A 17822-nucleotide genomic window follows, 5' to 3' on the forward strand; every position below is an offset into this window, starting at 1 on the left:
CTGGTGAGGAAAGTTATCACTTACTCTTTATCTTGTTTATACTTCCAAAGAAAGTCCCGATCAAGGCTTGTTCCCCGCCTCTTTTCATCTCGCAATTTATGACTTCCATCTTTACTAAGCTGATTTCCTTTAAGAAGCGCTCCATCCCCATATTTCGATCGAATCGTTCCAATTGTATTCTGGAGATCATGTCGTCTTGAGTCCGCTTCATAGGAAAATATATCAAGCTGAACTGTTGCGTCGTTTCGATCAACTAGCTGCTGTCCAGTTACACCAAGTAAGCGAATCGGCTGACCTGACCAATTCTTTTCAAAGAGAGCTTTAGCAGCTTTCAAAATGTCTGCAGACTGAGAGATGGGATTTGAAAGTTTTCTACTTCTTGTAACGGTGGTCCGGTCACTGTAACGTATCGTTAGTTGAATATTAAAGCTAAGAACATTCTTTTTAGCCATCCTTTTAGCAACGGAATCTGATAAATTGGTAAGTGCAGTATGAATCCGATGATGATCTATAAGATCTTCTGGAAACGTAGTCGAATTCCCGACGCTTTTAAATTCATCAATTGCATCTGGATCTACGGGACGGTTGTCCCGTCCGTTTGCCCGCTCATGCAATCTTTTTCCATTAATTCCTAGCTTCATTTCAAGTTGGAGTGGATTGGCATGAGCTAAATCATGGATAGTTTTAATTTCTAATTCAAGTAATTTTTCTTTGGTCTTCTTTCCCACCCCATGCATCTCCCCGACATCAAGTGGCCAGAGCAATTGATCTAACTCTCTCTTACGAAGAATGGTAATCCCTAACGGCTTTTTCATATCAGAAGCCATTTTTGCTAGAAATTTATTCGGCGCAATTCCAATACTGCAAGGGATGCCAATTTCGGCATGAATGCGTCTTTGAATCTCCTTTGCAATCTCAATCGGATTCCTGTCCCCGCAGTCTTCTGTAATATCTAAATAGCCTTCATCAATCGACACTGGTTGCACGAGGGGGGTATAGGATTCTAATAGTTCAAAGATCTGGAGAGACGTCTGTCGGTAAAGAGGAAAATTAGGCGGCATCACAAGAAGTTCAGGACAATGTTTCTTCGCTTCCCAAACCGGCATTGTTGTCTTCACGCCTCGTTTTCTCGCTTCATAGCTACTCGTAACGACGATCCCTCGCCTTTCTTCTACATTTCCGGCAATGGCAAGGGGCTTTCCTCGTAGTTTTGGATTATGCGCGACTTCAACAGACGCATAAAAACTATTCATATCCACATGAAAAATAACTCTACCTCTTCCCTTTGCACTCCGCTCCATTACACCCATCTCCTTAACCCTTAAATCGACACCGTTTGCCCTTATTCGGGTAGTGCCTGTCACTCATGCTAAAAAGACAGGAGAGGTCTCCTGTCTTAAGTGGTGGATACTTTCTTCCGTTCAACCCATTTCACAAATTCACTGCCGTGAAAATGCTGATTGAATTCCATTTGAAATTCGTACATCGCATCAAGAAATTCAGCATTTTCAACTGATTTTGACCGGTACTCGTCAAGGTAATTCATGACAGCATAAGAATACTGAGTACTTGCTTCCACTTTCGTTTGCCCTTCTTCCGTTAACGTTACGTAAGACACTCGCCGATCGTTAGCTTTCTTTTCAAGCTTAACAAATCGTTTGTTTTTCAAACGTTTCAAAACCTGCATGACCGTTGAAACATCCCAAAGGCCAATTTCTGAGATTTTTGTTATCGTTACTTCTTCCTCCAAATAGACGATCCACATTACATGCTGTTCTGCCTGCGTTAAGCCAATTTCTCTAGCATTTTTCTGCCATTCATTTTCCAAAACTTTATATGTGCCACGCATATAATTCATTAGTTTATGAGTTTGAATAGAGTCCATATAAACACCGCTTCCACTTCAATGATTGTCATTATACCTCTTTATTTTAACATAATATAGAAACGTTGCCACGGAGGTAGCTATAACAAAAAAGAGAACATTGCCGAAAATCGACAATGTTCTAAACATTTTTTAAAACTTATGCGTTGGCCACTTCTCTAATGATTGAAACCACTGCTTCCGATACTTTCACAAGCTCTTTTACAGGCATCCGTTCATTTGTCGTATGAATTTCTTCATAACCAACTGCCAGGTTGACTGTAGGAATACCGTGACCTGCAATCACATTGGCATCACTTCCACCACCGCTTGTTAATAGTTCAGGAGAACGCCCAATCTTTTCCATTGCTTTCTTTGCTACTTCAACGACATAGTCACCATCATTAAACTTGAAACCTGGGTACATCACCTTAATATCAAGATCTACGGAACCACCCATTTCTGAAGCAGTTTTTTCGAAAGCCTGTTTCATTTTCTCTACTTGCGCTTCCATTTTCTCGGGAACGAGCGAGCGTGCTTCAGCTAATACTTCAACATAATCACAAACAATATTCGTTTGAGAACCACCCTCAAAACGACCAATGTTAGCTGTTGTTTCATTATCTAAGCGACCAAGCGGCATTTTCGCGATAGATTTTGCAGCCATAGTAATCGCTGAAACGCCTTTCTCAGGTGCAACACCTGCATGAGCTGTTTTTCCATAAATTGTCGCTTTTATTTTTGCTTGTGTTGGAGCCGCAGTGATGATTTTACCAACTTCACCGTCACTATCTAGCGCATAACCAAATTTGGCAATTAGCTTCTCAGGATCAAGAACTTTCGCACCTTGAAGTCCTGATTCTTCTCCAACTGTAATAATAAATTGAATTGTCCCATGCTCGATGTTCTGTTCTTTTAAAACGCGAATAGCTTCGAACATCGCTGCCAAACCTGTTTTATCGTCTGCTCCAAGAATCGTTGTTCCATCAGTTACAACGTATCCATCTTTAATCGTTGGCTTCACGCCTTTTCCCGGTACAACTGTATCCATATGGGAAGTAAAATAAATCGGATCCGCTTGTTCAACGGTTCCTTTAAGCGTACAAATTAAATTTCCTGCCTCATGATCCGTTTTTTCTGCAGCATCATCTTCTTCTACTTCGACACCAAGCGAAGTGAATTTTTCTTTTAAAATAGCAGCAATTTTCTTCTCATGTTTCGTTTCAGAATCGATTTGAACGAGCTCTAAAAATTCGTCAACTAGTCTTTGTTCATTAATCATGATGTATGCCTCCTAGAATTCGGTTTAAAGCGGGATATTGCCGTGCTTCTTCTTTGGACGATCTTCCTTCTTATTCCGCATTAATTCGAGCGCTTCAATCAGCTTTTTTCTCGTCTCTCTTGGATCGATGACGTCATCAACCATCCCACGTGAAGCAGCTATGTATGGGTTCGCGAACTTCTCACGATATTCTTCAATCTTTGCAGCTCTTGTTGCTTCTGGATCATCACTCTCATTAATTTCCCTCGCAAATATGACGTTAGCAGCACCTTCCGGGCCCATCACGGCAATTTCGGCATTTGGCCAAGCATATACCAGGTCAGCTCCAATGGATTTGGAATTTAAAGCTACATAAGCACCGCCATACGCTTTTCTTAATATAACCGTGATTTTCGGTACGGTTGCTTCTGAATAAGCATAAAGGATTTTAGCTCCATGACGGATAATGCCACCGTGCTCCTGTTTGATCCCTGGGAAAAAACCAGTAACATCTTCAAACGTAATCAATGGAATATTAAAAGAATCACAGAACCGAATAAAGCGAGAAAGCTTGTCAGAAGAATCAATGTCGAGTCCGCCAGCCATTACTTTTGGCTGATTGCAGACCATTCCTACTGTCTCACCTTTTATTCTTGCAAAACCTACAACAATGTTTTTCGCAAAATATTTTTGTACTTCAAGAAATGAGTCTTTATCTACTACTGCATCAATCACCGTTCTAACGTCATATGGCCTGGTCGCATCAAATGGTACGAGATCAGCAAGATCGGGACAAAAATCATCGCGTTCATCACTTTTTAGGATAGGGCTTTTCTCTTCGTTATTTAACGGTAAATAGCTGATCAAATCGCGAACGCTTGCGAGCACTTCTTCTTCAGACTTACCTGTAAAGTGGGCATTACCACTTTTAGACCGATGGACTTTTGCCCCACCAAGGTCTTCGGCTGTAATCTTCTCGCGTGTAACTGTTTCAATTACTTTGGGACCAGTAATAAACATCTGGCTTGTATCTTCTACCATAAATACAAAATCAGTTATTGCAGGAGAATAGACAGCTCCGCCTGCGCACGGACCCATAATAACCGAGATCTGTGGAACTACTCCGGAATAGATCGCGTTACGGTAAAAGATGTGTCCATACCCATCCAATGATACCACACCTTCTTGAATTCTCGCACCTCCAGAGTCATTCAGACCGATAATTGGGGCACCATTTCGTGCTGCTAAATCCATCACATGAGCTATTTTTTGTGCGTGCATCTCACCCAGGGCACCTCCAAAAACGGTGAAATCCTGTGCAAAAAGATAGATCGGACGTCCATTCACTTTCCCATAGCCAGTAACGACCCCTTCGCCAGGTGCCTTTAAATCTGCCATTCCAAAATCCAATGAACGGTGTTCAATGAAAGAATTAAGCTCAACAAACGTCCCCTTGTCTACAAGTAAATCAATTCGCTCCCGAGCTGTTAACTTACCTTTTTCATGTTGTTTAGCTATACGTTCATCCCCACCGCCAAGCTCTACTTCTCTCCGCCGATCGTACAATTCGTTTATTTTATCGTACATATCCATTATTCTGCCTCCTTCGTCGCTTTACTACAAAGTTCGTATAGTACCCCTCCTGCTGATTTAGGGTGCAGAAATGCAATATTCGCTCCACCAGCACCTTTCACAGGCGTGTCATGAATCAGTTTCACACCATTTTTTGATAGCTCACGTAACCTGTCTTCAATTTGATCAGCTGCAAGCGCAATATGATGAATGCCCTCTCCTCTTTTACGAATAAATGAAGCAATCGGACCTGCATCTCCAATGGGTTCTAGCAGTTCAATCCTTGATTCGCCAATCTTCAAGAACGCCACTTTTACACCTTCTGAAACCACTTCTTCAATTGCTTCTAATTGCAAATGAAGTTGATTCACATAAAAAGGAAGCGCTTCTTCTAAAGAAGTTACAGCAATTCCGATATGATCAATTTTCTTAGGAGGTTCTTTTATGGACTGCTCAATTCCATCACGCTCATACACGGCTTTTTCTATAAAAATGGCCGTATCTTTTGTTGGAGTTCCCGGAGTAAATACTTTTTGGATCCCTTTAGATTCTAAAAACGGGATATCCTCCCACGGTATAACCCCGCCTCCTACAACGATAATATCCCCCGCATCACGCTGTTCTAACAATGAAACAATTTCAGGGAATAATTCATTATGTGCTCCTGACAAACAGGACAATCCAATGGCATCCACATCTTCTTGAATGGCAGCAGCAACGATTTGTTGTGGCGTTTGCCTTAAACCTGTATAGATGACTTCCATTCCATAATCACGAAGGGCCTGAGCAATAACAAGGGCTCCTCGATCGTGACCATCAAGACCGGGCTTTGCTATTAGTACGCGAATCTTCTTCATATCTATCTCCACTCCCCGTTTGTTTAGATTCCTGTATATTCACCAAATTCTTCTCGAAGGACGCCACAGATTTCACCCACTGTACAATAATCTCGAACACAATTAATAATAAGTGGCATTAAGTTGCTCGTTCCTTTAGCACCAGACCTCAATTCTTCCAACCGAGCGCTCACTCGACGTTGGTCTCTTTTCGCACGTAAGGTCTTCAGCTTTTCGATTTGTTTACGTTGGAGCTCGGGATCAATTCGGTGTAACTCAGGCTTAGGCTCATCTTCTAATTTGTATTGATTCATGCCCACGACGACTTCTTCACCACTCTCAATTTTCTTTTGCGTCTCATAAGCTGCCTGGTGAATTTCTCGCTGCATATAACCCTGTTCAACAGCAGATACTGCCCCGCCCATATCATCAATCTTTTGAATGTACTCAAATACATACGCTTCAAGCTGATCAGTCAAATTCTCTATAAAGTAAGAACCTCCAAGGGGATCAACCGTATCTGTTACGCCGCTTTCATTTGCAATAATTTGCTGTGTTCTAAGAGCAATTCTTGCCGAATCTTCCGTAGGTAATGCTAAGGCTTCATCCTTCGCATTAGTATGCAGGCTCTGAGTTCCTCCAAGTACAGCCGCAAGTGCTTGAATGGTTACTCGAACAATATTGTTATCGGGCTGCTGCGCGGTTAACGTTGAACCAGCGACTTGAGTATGAAAGCGTAGCTGTAAGCTTTTCGGTTTTTTCGCGCCGTAACGTTCTTTCATGATCTTAGCCCAAATTCTTCTGGCTGCTCTAAATTTCGCAACTTCTTCGAGAAACTGATTATGGCCATTAAAAAAGAAAGCAAGTCGGGGCGCAAAATCATCAACTTTTAAACCCGCTTCAATCGCTGCATCAACATAAGCAATGCCGTTCGCAATCGTAAATGCTAGTTCCTGAGCTGCAGTCGACCCTGCTTCTCTAATGTGATAACCAGAAATACTAATCGTATTCCATCGCGGGACGTGCTCTGCACAATATGCAAAGATATCTGTGATTAATCTCATTGAAGGCTTAGGTGGAAAAATATATGTCCCTCTAGCAATATATTCTTTTAAAATATCATTTTGAATGGTTCCTGAAATTTGTGCTTGTGACACCCCCTGCTTTTCTGCAACAACAATATACATCGCGAGTAAAACAGATGCAGGTGCATTGATTGTCATTGAAGTGCTGACTTTATCTAGGGGAATATCTCGTAAAAGCGCTTCCATATCATCGAGTGAATCAATGGCAACACCAACCTTGCCAACTTCCCCCTTCGCCATCATATCGTCCGAATCATAGCCGATCTGTGTAGGAAGATCGAAGGCAACGGATAGTCCAGTTTGACCTTGATCCAGTAAATACCGAAAGCGTCGGTTCGTTTCTTCAGCCGATCCAAACCCAGCATACTGCCTCATTGTCCAGGTACGACCTCGATACATCGTTGGTTGAATCCCTCTAGTGTACGGGTATTGTCCCGGTAATCCCAATTTCTCCATATAGTTCTCATCCAAACTTTCAGGATGTCCTAGACGAGCTATATCAATTCCAGAGCTTGTCTTAAAAGCTTCTTTCTTCTCCGGAAATTTTTCTATTAGCTTTTCAGTTAGTGCTTTCCATTCCTCAAACTGTGTTTGAAAATCTTTCTTCTCTGTCGTCATCCCCATTCCTCCCTGGTAGTCTTACACGATTTGAATAAATGTGAAATTTAGATGTCTAACTTATATCTCATTCTGGATAAAGTAAGCGTTTTCCTGCTAAACCTGAAAAATTTGTCGACATGTCTACCTGTTTCCTCAAGGATTGCCTTGTTCAACCTAACAAATCAATGTAAAATAACGTTAGAATGCTTATTTTGGGAGGGACTCTCATGCCTCGTAAAGCCACAAAAATTGTTGTTTATATTATGATTATTTCGTTGCTTCTTAGTTTATTTGCTGGAGCAACAGCGATGTTGTTTTAAGGACAACCAAGTAGCAACGGCTATTAAAGGCAATATAATGATAGAAAAGAAGAAGCCGTCAGTTGACGGCTTCTTCTGCTTTACTTAAACAACCGCTTGAGGAAAACTGCCCCAATTGAGCTATAATCATGAATCCATATTTCTCATTCATTCAGCTTTTGAGAAAGCCCCTGGCTTAAAGTAACGTTTCAATAACAGGTATTGTTCTACTTCATTTAAAAAATACAGAAGGGCTGAACGTGTTTCAAACTCCGCACGATCGGCTGGCAATGGGGAATTTCTAAATTCTTCACGCATCGCTTCTAGTTCTTCAAGAAACACATTCGCAGTATTTTGTGGTTTGACAGAGTGACTTAGTTTTTCCATAAAATCCGCCATTGTGCGTCCATGAAGATAGGTTTGATCCAGTGATGAAATAATAGGAAGTACTCGCTCTAAGATGGCAAATTGTTTTTCACGCATTTTAAAATAAACATAATACTTATCATCATCACGCAACATATGGTTTTCAATATCTTTAAGCGCAAGATTCTTCGCATGCTGAAGTAAATCTTCCACTTCAATAATCTCTTTTCCATCCCAGCTACTTTCACCTTCACGAAGATAAACCGAATATTCCATCAATATGACAGAAAATTTCTCTTCGATTTGTTTCCTAATTTTCATTAAATCTTTTTGGAGACTTGGCATATAAAGATTAAATAGAAGCGCCACGCCTATTCCAATCACAATAATCGCTACTTCATTCCATACGATCTCCCAACTCACATTATTAAAGTTGTAAATATGGAGAATGATAACTGAACTGGTAATAACTCCTTCCGTTGCCTTTACCGCAACAACTACCGGAATAAAGAAAAGCAGCAAGAGCGAAATGCTAAATGGCGTATAACCAATTCCTTCAAAAAACACCGCGCTAAATACAATACCAAGTAAGCAAGCCAAAAATCGTTCCCATGAACTTCGAAATGACCGTTTAGTTGTAGGTTTAATACAAAGAATTGTTAAAATACCTGCAGAAACATAGTTATCTAGAGAGAAAAGCTGCGCTATTGTAATGGCAACCCCTGTTCCTATTGCTGTTTTTAATGTCCGATAACCAATTTTCACTTTCAATAAAGATTCTTCCTTCCACAATAAGAGTTACTTCATTAATATCCTTCAATTAACAGAGTCTAAACCATTTTCTCTTGATTGAACAGTTAAATTCATTTTAAGAACGCTTTCATCATGATTTTTCTTATGATACTTATGTAGGAAGCCTAATTTCGTACTTAAAGACAAAAAAAGTGAACACACCAAATGTCCACTTTACAACACTTTATCTAGAAACGCTTTTGCTCGATCCGTTTGAGGGTTACTAAAAAATGATGAAGGGTCACTCTCCTCAACAAGCTTTCCTCCATCTAAAAATAGAATCCGATCTGCCGCTTCTCTTGCGAACGCCATTTCATGTGTCACAATAACCATTGTCATTCCCGATTTGCCAAGATCCTTCATCACATCAAGTACTTCGTTAACCATCTCTGGATCTAGTGCAGAAGTAGGCTCATCAAACAACATATACTCCGGCTCCATTGCTAGCGCCCTTGCAATAGCAACACGCTGCTTTTGTCCACCAGACAATCGTTTAGGATATTCATTTGCTTTCATCGAAAGACCAACTTGCTCAAGGAGTTCATAAGCTTTTTTCTCAGCCATGTTACGCTTTAACCCTTTCACCTTAATCGGTGCATAGATTAGGTTTTCTAGCACAGTTTTATGTGGAAAGAGATGAAAATGTTGAAACACCATTCCAATCGACTGACGCAACTGCATAATATTAGTTGAAGGATCCGTGAGTTGTTTATCGTTCACCCAAATCGTACCTGAACTTACTTGTTCTAGTTGGTTCATACAACGAAGAAGAGTCGACTTACCAGATCCAGATGGCCCAATGATCGCCACTACTTCACCTTTTTGAATCGATGTATGAATACCACTCAACACTTCATTTTCCCCAAATTTCTTGTGAAGATTCTCTACTTTAATCACTTCGACTCATTCTCCTTTCGACTAATTTACCTACTAGAGTCAACACCATAACGAGTACATAGTAAATGATTCCGGCAATCAGCAACGGTTCAAAGTATTTGAACTTCTCAGCAGCCACTATTTGACTTCTTCTCATAATATCAAATACGCCAATAACAGAGACAATGGCAGATTCTTTTGTTAAAGTAATAAACTCATTCATGAGGGCAGGTAAAATGTTTTTCATAGCCTGCGGCAAAATAATATCCTTCATCATTGGTCGATATGGTATGCCCAGGGCGGCGGCGGCTTCATTTTGTCCACTGTCAACCGCACGAATTCCTGCTCGTATTATCTCTGATATATAGGCAGCCGAATTTAATCCAAATGAGAGAACTCCAGCTTCAAAAGCGGAAATATCATACCCTGTTAACTGAGGTGTTGCATGATAAAATAATAATAGCTGTAAAATAAGAGGGGTACCTCTGAAAACAGATGTATAAGCATCCGCTATCCAACTAAGAATCTTTAATCGCCCGATCTTAAATAATGCGAGAATTGTACCAAGTGCAAACCCTACGATTGCTGAAACACTAACAAATTTTAACGTGACCAATATTCCTTGCAGGATGTATGGAATATTAGGCACGAATTGACCAAAATCCAAATTCATGCCTCTTCATCCTTTCTTCTAAGATGTTATTTTACTGTCTCCTGACCAAACCATTTCTCAATAAGTTCGTCCATTTTACCATTGTCCTTCATTTCCTTAATCACTTCGTTAAATTCTTTTGTTAACTCACTATCTTTCGGAAAGGCTACAGCTGATCCAGCCTCTTCTGTATTAGGAAGATTTTCACCAGATAGATCGTCATTGCTTTCTAAGTAGCCTTTTGCGACAGTATCTTCAATAATAATGGCATCATAACGTCCTGATTTAAGTTCTTGAATCAGTTCTGGGATACGATTTAGCGTAATGATTTCCATATCAATACCACTATCTTTTAATTCGTTTGCTTTGTCTTCTTGAATGGAACCGAGCTGTACCCCTACTTTTGCTCCATCAAGATCTTCAGGCTTTACCATTTCGTTATCTTTTGAAGATAAGATCATATGGTTAGCTGAATAATAAATATCAGAGAAATCTACATTTTCCTTACGTTCATCTGTAGGCGTCATTCCCGCAAGTACAAAATCGACACGTTCACTACTTAATGCTGTAATGAGTCCACTAAAATCCATGTCCTTGATTTCAACGTTATAACCTAACTCTTTTGCAATATAGTTAGCGATATCCACATCAAATCCGATAATCTCTTCTCCCTGAGCTGAATCAATATATTCAAATGGTGGATAATCAGCCGAAGTTCCCATTACGAGTGTTTCTCCTGCTTCTTCATTTCCACTCTTTGCATCTTCATTTGAACTGCCACACGCAGCAAGTCCGATTACCATAAACAATCCAGCGATGATGATGAACCAATTTTTTTTCATTTTTTTATTCCCCCTGATGAATGTATAATAATTCGTTTTCTTGTATATTCATCACTATACCAGACAATCTACATACATTCTACATTTTTATTCATATATTTTTATATAAATAAAAGTAAGTTTTTTCAGTTAATTCTGTTAATACAACAAAACAAGAGTCTTTTTAGTTTCTATCATGGATTTGAAAACGAATACAAAATGCATAAAACAATAAAAAAAGCATCCGGCAAAATGCCGAATGCTGATTTATAATGATTAGCAATATTTATTGAATAAATATTGTAACATGCCAGAAACTTCTTCAGGATCGCTTCCTTCAATCTCATGACGTTCAACCATGTTAATGATTTCTCCATCTTTTAAAATAGCAAATGAAGGAGATGATGGTGCAAATCCAGTAAAATAAGAACGTGCTTTTGCTGTTGCCTCTTTGTCCTGACCGGCAAATACCGTTACAAGATTATCTGGTGTTTTCTCATTAGTAATCGCCATCTTTGCAGCTGGACGTGCTACGCCCCCTGCACAGCCACATACAGAGTTCACCATCACAAGCGTTGTACCTTTGCTTGTCACAACCTCTTCTACCTCTTCAGGTGTTGTTAATTCTTTATATCCTGCTGCTTTGATCTCTTCACGAGCTGTTGCCACAACATCGTTCATAAATAGATTAAAATCCATCGACATTCCATATTCCTCCCTTAATTCAAATCGCTTTCTTTCTTATTGTATCGCGAATCACGATACTTTTCCAAGAAACGCTTTCATCCATCGAAAAAAAACAGCCATCCTTTAAGATGGCTGTTCCTATTAATAGACAGACGTATTTTCTTTTGAGATTGTTTCTAGGTTTTCTTTCACTCGAGCAAGGAACTTACCGCAAATCATTCCATCAAGTACTCTGTGATCAAGAGAGAGGCAAAGATTTACCATATCTCGCACAGCTATCATCCCGTTATTCATAACGACCGGACGCTTCACAATGCTCTCAACTTGAAGAATAGCAGCTTGCGGATAATTAATGATGCCCATCGATTGTACAGAGCCAAATGAGCCAGTATTATTCACAGTGAACGTTCCACCCTGCATTTCCTCACCTTTTAGCTTACCTGTTTTTGCTTTTTGGGCAAGCTCTTTCACTTCCCGAGCTATGCCTTTAATTGACTTTTCATCTGCATTCTTGATAACTGGAACGAAAAGCGACTCGTCTGTACCAACTGCAATCGAAATGTTAATATCTTTTTTCTGAACAATTTTATCGCCAGCCCACATTGAATTCATTTGAGGGAATTCTTTGAGAGCTTCTACGACAGCTTTAACAAAGAAAGCAAAGAATGTTAGACCATAGCCTTCCTTCTTCTTGAAATCATCTTTCATTCCATTACGATATTCAACAAGATTTGTTACGTCCACTTCCACCATGGTCCATGCGTGCGGAGCTTCGTGCTTACTACGAAGCATATTGTTCGCAATAGCACGGCGAACGCCTGTCACTGGAATTTCAAGGTCACCTTCTGCTACAGGAACATCCGCGCTCTTCGTTTCTGGGATTGATTTGGCTTGTGCTTTTGGAGCTTTTGGAGCTTTTGGAGCTTCACTCTTCTCTTCGTTTTTCTTTTCAGCAGGAGCTTGTTCTTGCTTCGGTGCTGGAATTTCACCTGAGTCAATTACCTTCTGGATATCTTTTCGGGTAATACGCCCACCTTTACCAGATCCCGTAATTTGTTCAAGATCGATATTATTTTCTTGTGACATTCGAAGAACTGCTGGTGAGTATCGACGTTTCATCGGCTGATCCTCATCCTGCTCTTTCTTCTCTTCTGAAATGTTTTCAATCGCCTGTTGACCTGTTGATTCTTCCTGCTTTTCTTCTTTAGCAGCTCCACCTTCAACATCGATATAACAAACGAGTTCACCAACTTCAATCGTATCGCCTTCTTCAGCCACTAGTTCTTTAATGACTCCCGTATACGATGAAGGCACCTCCGCATTTACTTTATCTGTATTGACCTCAGCAATTGGATCATATTTGTTTACAGTATCACCGACTTCAACGAGCCATTTTTCGATCGTTCCTTCTGTGACACTTTCTCCAAGTTGAGGCATCAGTATTTTTTCAACTGCCACAATAAACCCTCCACTTCTTCCAATCGTTTAATATTCTGCTAGTTCACGCATCGCTTTTTCTACTTTATCCGGATTCAGCATAAAGTATTTCTCCATAGGTGGAGAATACGGCATCGCTGGTACATCAGGACCTGCCAAGCGCTGAATTGGTGCATCAAGATCAAAAAGACACTCTTCTGCAATAATTGCAGAAACTTCGCTAATAATACTTCCTTCTTTATTGTCTTCCGTCACAAGAAGAACTTTGCCAGTCTTTTTGGCTGCTTCTACGATGGCTTCGCGATCAAGTGGATAAACTGTACGAAGATCGAGAACGTGAGCAGAAATACCGTCTTTTTCTAGCTTCTCTGCTGCTTGAAGAGCAAAGTGAACACTTAGGCCGTATGTAATGACAGTAATATCGTCACCTTCACGTTTCACATCCGCTTTGCCAATAGGTAGCGTATACTCTTCTTCAGGAACCTGTCCTTTAATTAAACGATACGCACGTTTATGCTCAAAAAATAATACCGGATCGTTATCGCGAATGGCAGCTTTCAATAGACCTTTCGCATCATAAGGGGTTGAAGGCATCACAATTTTAAGCCCAGGAACATTTGCGAAAAGCGCCTCAACAGATTGTGAATGATAAAGCGCTCCGTGCACGCCTCCACCATAAGGGGCACGAATCGTAATTGGACAATCCCAATCATTATTTGAACGGTAACGAATTTTAGCTGCTTCGGATACGATTTGGTTAACAGCCGGCATAATGAAATCAGCAAACTGCATTTCTGCAACTGGTCGCATTCCGTACATCGCAGCTCCAATGCCAACACCAGCAATCGCTGATTCTGCAAGTGGGGTATCAATGACGCGGTGTTCACCAAACTCATCATAAAGTCCGTCCGTTGCGCGGAACACACCACCACGTACACCAACATCCTCGCCTAGAACAAAAACTTTCTCGTCGCGCTGCATTTCTTCTCTTAAGGCCTGGGTTATCGCTTGAATATATGAAATAACTGGCATAATGGTTCCTCCTTACTCTCCGTATACATGCTTCATTGCATCTTCAGCAGGTGCATAATCTGCATTTTCTGCGTATTCTGTTGCTTCATCTACTTCTTTTTGAACACGTTCATGAATTTCTTTTTCAATTTCATCAGTCAGAACGCCAACTTCTTTTAAGTAAGCCGCAAATGTAATGATCGCATCCTTTTTCTTCGCTTCTTCTACTTCTTCACGTGTACGATAGGCGCGATCGTCGTCATCACTTGAGTGTGGTGTTAAACGATAGGATACTGTCTCGATTAATGTTGGCCCGTCTCCGCGACGCCCTCTTTCTACCGCTTCTTTTGCAGCTTCATAGACAGCAAGAGGGTCATTGCCATCAACCGTAACTCCCGGCATGCCATATCCAATCGCGCGATCAGACACTTTCTCACAAGCTAACTGCTTTGAAACTGGTACGGAAATGGCATACTTGTTATTTTCACATACAAATAAGACCGGTAATTTATGCACACCTGCAAAGTTCGCTGCCTCATGAAAATCACCTTGATTGGAAGATCCTTCTCCGAATGAACAGAACGTGACAAGGTCCTTACCTTCCATGCGACCGGCTAGAGCAAAACCAACGGCATGAGGCACTTGCGTTGTTACAGGAGAGGAGCCGGTAATGATGTTATTCTTTTTCTGTCCGAAGTGACCCGGCATCTGGCGACCAGCTGAGTTTGGGTCTTCCGCTTTTGCAAAACCTGAGAGCATGAGATCTTTTGCTGTCATTCCAAATGAGAGGACTACTCCCATATCGCGATAATAAGGTGCAACGAAATCTTTTTCTGGATCCATTGCAAATGCAGATCCAACCTGAGCTGCTTCTTGACCCTGGCAAGAAATAACGAACGGGATTTTTCCAGCGCGGTTCAGTAACCACATACGTTCATCGATCTTTCTAGCCATTAACATTGTTTCAAACATTTCAAGCACTCTTTCATCAGAAAGTCCTAATGCTTCATGACGATTTTCAGCCATAATGTTTTACCTCCTTAAATAAACCTTTTATTAAGAATGAATTGCTTTCCCATCCACTGCTAGTGCAGCTTCACCGATTGCCTCAGAAAGTGTAGGATGTGGGTGAATGGTATGGGCTACTTCCCACGAAGCTGCATCAAGGACTTTTGCTAAGCCTGCTTCAGAAATCATATCCGTTACATGAGGGCCAATCATATGTACACCTAAAAGATCCTCATTATCTGCATCAGCAACAATTTTGACAAACCCATCTGATTCACCAAATACTAGCGCTTTTCCAATGGCTTTAAAAGGGAACTTACCAATCTTGACATGATGACCTTGCTCTTTCGCCTGTGCTTCTGTTAACCCTACGCTTGCCATTTCTGGACTACTATAAATACAGCTAGAAACCTGAGTATAATCGATCGGTTCAGGGTCTTGATCAGCTAAGTGTTCTACTGCAGTAATCCCTTCATGTGAAGCAACGTGGGCAAGTTGCATACCACCGATTACATCACCAATCGCGTAAATATGAGATTCTTTCGTTTGATAATATTCATTGGTTTGAATAACGCCTTTATCAACTTCAATTGTGGTGTTCTCAAGACCTATATTTTTCACATTTGCTTCTCGTCCTACTGACACAAGCATCTTATCCGCAGTAAACGTTTTGGTTTCTCCCTTATGATCCGCTTGAATGGATACACCAGAATCTTTAGATAAAGAATCGCCTATCACTTTTGCACCAGTGAACAGCTTAATGCCTTTTTTCTTCATAAGCTTGTGCGCTTCTTTAGAGATATCTTTATCTTCCGTTGGGACAATACGATCAGCATATTCGAGTACAGTTACCTCTACTCCAAAGTCAACAAGCATGGATGCCCACTCGATTCCAATAACGCCACCGCCAACAATGATAATGGAAGATGGGAGGCTTTCCATACGAAGAGCTTCATCCGATGTCATCACATACTCGCCATCTACCTCAAGTCCTGGAAGGGTACGAGGTTTTGAACCTGTTGCGATAATCACGTTTTTAGGAATCAACATTTCATTTTCTTCCCCATTATTCATCTCAACTGAAACCGTCCCAGGCATTGGTGAGAAGATCGATGGGCCAAGAATACGACCGAACCCTTCAAACACATCGATTTTTCCCTGTTTCATCAGGTGCTTCACACCATTATGAAGCTGATCAACAATGCTCTGCTTTCGTTCCTGAACTTTTTTAAAATCCAATGCAATTTCTTTTGCCATAACACCAAATTTCTCACCATGCTTCGCAGTAGCATAAACTTCAGCACTGCGAAGCAATGCTTTACTAGGAATACAGCCACGATGCAAACAGGTACCACCAAGTTCTCGTTTTTCAACAATTGCCGTTTTTAGACCTAACTGGGAAGCACGAATGGCAGCTACATAGCCCCCCGTACCTCCACCCATTATGACAAGATCATATTCTTCAGCCATTCAAATTCTCCTTTGTTGAACGTTTTATTCCATTTTCTTCTTAAACAAGATACAAACCGCACCAATTTTCACACAATCACTATACGATCGATTCGATTGAAGTAACTGGGTAAACTTTCGCCTGTTCTTCTTCTCTTAACACTCGTAATCCACCTTCAGCAAGGGCCTGAAGCTCATTTTCACCTGGATGAACGAGTACATCAGCAATCCATTTAATCTGATCAGTAATTTGAGATACAAATTGTTTTCCATAAGCAAGTCCTCCTGTTAAAACAATCGCATCCACTTCTCCTGCAAGAACAGCACTCGCCGCTCCGATCTCTTTAGCTACCTGATACGCCATGGCATCGAAGATCAGTTTCGCTTTCTCATCTCCATTATCAATTCGCTGTTCAACTTTCACGGCATCGTTTGTCCCAAGATATCCAACGTACCCTGCTTGTCCAACAAGCTTCTTCATGATCTCATCAGCGTAATACTCTCCGGAAAAACACATCGCGACAAGATCACCAACAGGAACCGTACCAGCCCGTTCTGGTGAGAATGGTCCCTCACCGTGCAACCCATTATTCACATCCACGACTTTTCCTTTACGATGGGCTCCAACGGTTATCCCGCCACCCATATGAGTGACGATAAGGTTAAGGTCTTCATATTTACTGTTTAATTGAGAAGCTACTCGTCTTGCTACAGCTTTTTGATTTAATGCATGGAAAATACTTTTGCGTTCAATTTCTGGCACTCCAGAAAGACGTGCTACATCTTGCAGTTCATCTACAACGACAGGGTCTACTATAAAGGAGGGAATATTGAGCTGTTCAGCAATTTCAAAAGCAATTATTCCTCCTAAATTGGAAGCGTGTTCACCTGAGAAACCATTACGTAGGTCTTCAAGCATACGTTCATTAACAGCATACGTACCACCTTCAATTGGACGTAATAACCCTCCACGACCTACGACAGCAGACAGTCTCGAAATATTAATATCTTCTTCATCTAAAGCTTCAAGAATGGTGTTTTTCCTAAATTCATATTGATCAATGATGGATTTAAATTGATTAATTTCATCTGTGTCGTGCCGTAATGATTTCTCAAATACGGCACGTTCATTATCAAATACTCCAATTTTCGTTGAGGTTGATCCCGGGTTGATTACCAGAAGTCGATATACTTTATCTGTCACTC

At 40.8% G+C, this 17822-nt stretch carries 17 protein-coding genes; 1 reads left to right on the forward strand and 16 read right to left on the reverse strand.

Annotated elements, in window-relative coordinates:
- Nucleotides 1-20: 20 nt before the first annotated feature.
- The 6 genes from PQ511_RS04165 to PQ511_RS04190 form a co-directional block, all read right to left on the reverse strand.
- A complete protein-coding gene (locus tag PQ511_RS04165) occupies nucleotides 21-1301 on the reverse strand; it encodes a DNA polymerase IV (protein ID WP_273850681.1) in 1281 nt (426 codons plus the stop codon).
- A 95-nt stretch (nucleotides 1302-1396) separates the two neighbouring features.
- Nucleotides 1397-1885 carry a MarR family winged helix-turn-helix transcriptional regulator gene (locus PQ511_RS04170; protein WP_273850682.1) on the reverse strand — a complete coding sequence of 163 codons (489 nt, stop codon included), beginning with the start codon at nucleotides 1883-1885 and terminating at the stop codon, nucleotides 1397-1399.
- A gap of 139 nt (nucleotides 1886-2024) precedes the next feature.
- Nucleotides 2025-3146, reverse strand: coding sequence for a M20/M25/M40 family metallo-hydrolase (locus PQ511_RS04175; protein ID WP_273850683.1), 1122 nt, complete (start codon nucleotides 3144-3146; stop codon nucleotides 2025-2027).
- 24 nt (nucleotides 3147-3170) lie between these two features.
- Nucleotides 3171-4718: an acyl-CoA carboxylase subunit beta gene (locus tag PQ511_RS04180; protein WP_273850684.1), complete on the reverse strand. Its 1548-nt coding sequence runs from the start codon at nucleotides 4716-4718 to the stop codon at nucleotides 3171-3173.
- On the reverse strand, nucleotides 4718-5554 hold the full coding sequence (gene mce, locus PQ511_RS04185) for a methylmalonyl-CoA epimerase (RefSeq protein WP_273850685.1): 837 nt from the start codon (nucleotides 5552-5554) through the stop codon (nucleotides 4718-4720). Before mce ends, PQ511_RS04180 begins: the two co-directional genes overlap by 1 nt.
- Nucleotides 5555-5577: 23 nt before the next feature.
- Nucleotides 5578-7236, reverse strand: a complete 1659-nt coding sequence (locus PQ511_RS04190) for an acyl-CoA mutase large subunit family protein (protein WP_273850687.1) — start codon at nucleotides 7234-7236, stop codon at nucleotides 5578-5580.
- 209 nt (nucleotides 7237-7445) lie between these two features.
- On the opposite strand from PQ511_RS04190, the gene prli42 reads away from it, so the two are divergent.
- Complete coding sequence (prli42, locus tag PQ511_RS04195) at nucleotides 7446-7538, forward strand: stressosome-associated protein Prli42 (RefSeq protein ID WP_224592116.1); 93 nt, start codon at nucleotides 7446-7448, stop codon at nucleotides 7536-7538.
- 147 nt (nucleotides 7539-7685) lie between these two features.
- On the opposite strand, the gene PQ511_RS04200 is transcribed toward prli42, so the two are convergent.
- The 10 genes from PQ511_RS04200 to buk form a co-directional block, all read right to left on the reverse strand.
- Nucleotides 7686-8654, reverse strand: a complete 969-nt coding sequence (locus tag PQ511_RS04200) for an aromatic acid exporter family protein (RefSeq protein WP_273850688.1) — start codon at nucleotides 8652-8654, stop codon at nucleotides 7686-7688.
- A 195-nt stretch (nucleotides 8655-8849) separates the two neighbouring features.
- Nucleotides 8850-9572 carry an amino acid ABC transporter ATP-binding protein gene (locus PQ511_RS04205; RefSeq protein ID WP_273850689.1) on the reverse strand — a complete coding sequence of 241 codons (723 nt, stop codon included), beginning with the start codon at nucleotides 9570-9572 and terminating at the stop codon, nucleotides 8850-8852.
- On the reverse strand, nucleotides 9565-10224 hold the full coding sequence (locus PQ511_RS04210) for an amino acid ABC transporter permease (RefSeq protein ID WP_273850690.1): 660 nt from the start codon (nucleotides 10222-10224) through the stop codon (nucleotides 9565-9567). Before PQ511_RS04210 ends, PQ511_RS04205 begins: the two co-directional genes overlap by 8 nt.
- Before the next feature lie 26 nt (nucleotides 10225-10250).
- Nucleotides 10251-11045, reverse strand: coding sequence for a transporter substrate-binding domain-containing protein (locus PQ511_RS04215; RefSeq protein ID WP_273850692.1), 795 nt, complete (start codon nucleotides 11043-11045; stop codon nucleotides 10251-10253).
- Nucleotides 11046-11300: 255 nt separating this feature from the next.
- Complete coding sequence (locus PQ511_RS04220; RefSeq protein WP_273850693.1) at nucleotides 11301-11729, reverse strand: BrxA/BrxB family bacilliredoxin; 429 nt, start codon at nucleotides 11727-11729, stop codon at nucleotides 11301-11303.
- 123 nt (nucleotides 11730-11852) lie between these two features.
- Entirely contained in the window at nucleotides 11853-13169 is a 1317-nt protein-coding gene (locus PQ511_RS04225; RefSeq protein WP_273850694.1) for a dihydrolipoamide acetyltransferase family protein, read from the reverse strand.
- 27 nt (nucleotides 13170-13196) lie between these two features.
- Nucleotides 13197-14180, reverse strand: coding sequence for an alpha-ketoacid dehydrogenase subunit beta (locus PQ511_RS04230; protein WP_226657064.1), 984 nt, complete (start codon nucleotides 14178-14180; stop codon nucleotides 13197-13199).
- Between the two features lie 12 nt (nucleotides 14181-14192).
- Complete coding sequence (locus tag PQ511_RS04235; protein WP_273850695.1) at nucleotides 14193-15185, reverse strand: thiamine pyrophosphate-dependent dehydrogenase E1 component subunit alpha; 993 nt, start codon at nucleotides 15183-15185, stop codon at nucleotides 14193-14195.
- Between the two features lie 30 nt (nucleotides 15186-15215).
- Nucleotides 15216-16637 carry a dihydrolipoyl dehydrogenase gene (gene lpdA, locus PQ511_RS04240; RefSeq protein ID WP_273850696.1) on the reverse strand — a complete coding sequence of 474 codons (1422 nt, stop codon included), beginning with the start codon at nucleotides 16635-16637 and terminating at the stop codon, nucleotides 15216-15218.
- A gap of 79 nt (nucleotides 16638-16716) precedes the next feature.
- A complete protein-coding gene (gene buk, locus PQ511_RS04245; protein WP_273850697.1) occupies nucleotides 16717-17820 on the reverse strand; it encodes a butyrate kinase in 1104 nt (367 codons plus the stop codon).
- Nucleotides 17821-17822 lie beyond the last annotated feature (2 nt).

The organism is Guptibacillus spartinae, from assembly GCF_028610625.1.
GTDB lineage: Bacteria > Bacillota > Bacilli > Bacillales > Guptibacillaceae > Guptibacillus > Guptibacillus spartinae.

What these genes read in the sequence shown, in the direction of transcription:
- mce (WP_273850685.1), bottom strand. Translation starts at nt 5,554, where the DNA reads ATGAAGAAGATTCGCGTACTAATAGCAAAGCCCGGTCTTGATGGTCAC.
- PQ511_RS04210 (WP_273850690.1), bottom strand. Translation starts at nt 10,224, where the DNA reads ATGAATTTGGATTTTGGTCAATTCGTGCCTAATATTCCATACATCCTG.
- PQ511_RS04220 (WP_273850693.1), bottom strand. Translation starts at nt 11,729, where the DNA reads ATGTCGATGGATTTTAATCTATTTATGAACGATGTTGTGGCAACAGCT.
- PQ511_RS04235 (WP_273850695.1), bottom strand. Translation starts at nt 15,185, where the DNA reads ATGGCTGAAAATCGTCATGAAGCATTAGGACTTTCTGATGAAAGAGTG.
- PQ511_RS04190 (WP_273850687.1), bottom strand. Translation starts at nt 7,236, where the DNA reads ATGACGACAGAGAAGAAAGATTTTCAAACACAGTTTGAGGAATGGAAA.
- PQ511_RS04175 (WP_273850683.1), bottom strand. Translation starts at nt 3,146, where the DNA reads ATGATTAATGAACAAAGACTAGTTGACGAATTTTTAGAGCTCGTTCAA.
- PQ511_RS04170 (WP_273850682.1), bottom strand. Translation starts at nt 1,885, where the DNA reads ATGGACTCTATTCAAACTCATAAACTAATGAATTATATGCGTGGCACA.
- PQ511_RS04165 (WP_273850681.1), bottom strand. Translation starts at nt 1,301, where the DNA reads ATGGAGCGGAGTGCAAAGGGAAGAGGTAGAGTTATTTTTCATGTGGAT.
- PQ511_RS04230 (WP_226657064.1), bottom strand. Translation starts at nt 14,180, where the DNA reads ATGCCAGTTATTTCATATATTCAAGCGATAACCCAGGCCTTAAGAGAA.
- lpdA (WP_273850696.1), bottom strand. Translation starts at nt 16,637, where the DNA reads ATGGCTGAAGAATATGATCTTGTCATAATGGGTGGAGGTACGGGGGGC.
- prli42 (WP_224592116.1), top strand. Translation starts at nt 7,446, where the DNA reads ATGCCTCGTAAAGCCACAAAAATTGTTGTTTATATTATGATTATTTCG.
- PQ511_RS04215 (WP_273850692.1), bottom strand. Translation starts at nt 11,045, where the DNA reads ATGAAAAAAAATTGGTTCATCATCATCGCTGGATTGTTTATGGTAATC.
- PQ511_RS04180 (WP_273850684.1), bottom strand. Translation starts at nt 4,718, where the DNA reads ATGGATATGTACGATAAAATAAACGAATTGTACGATCGGCGGAGAGAA.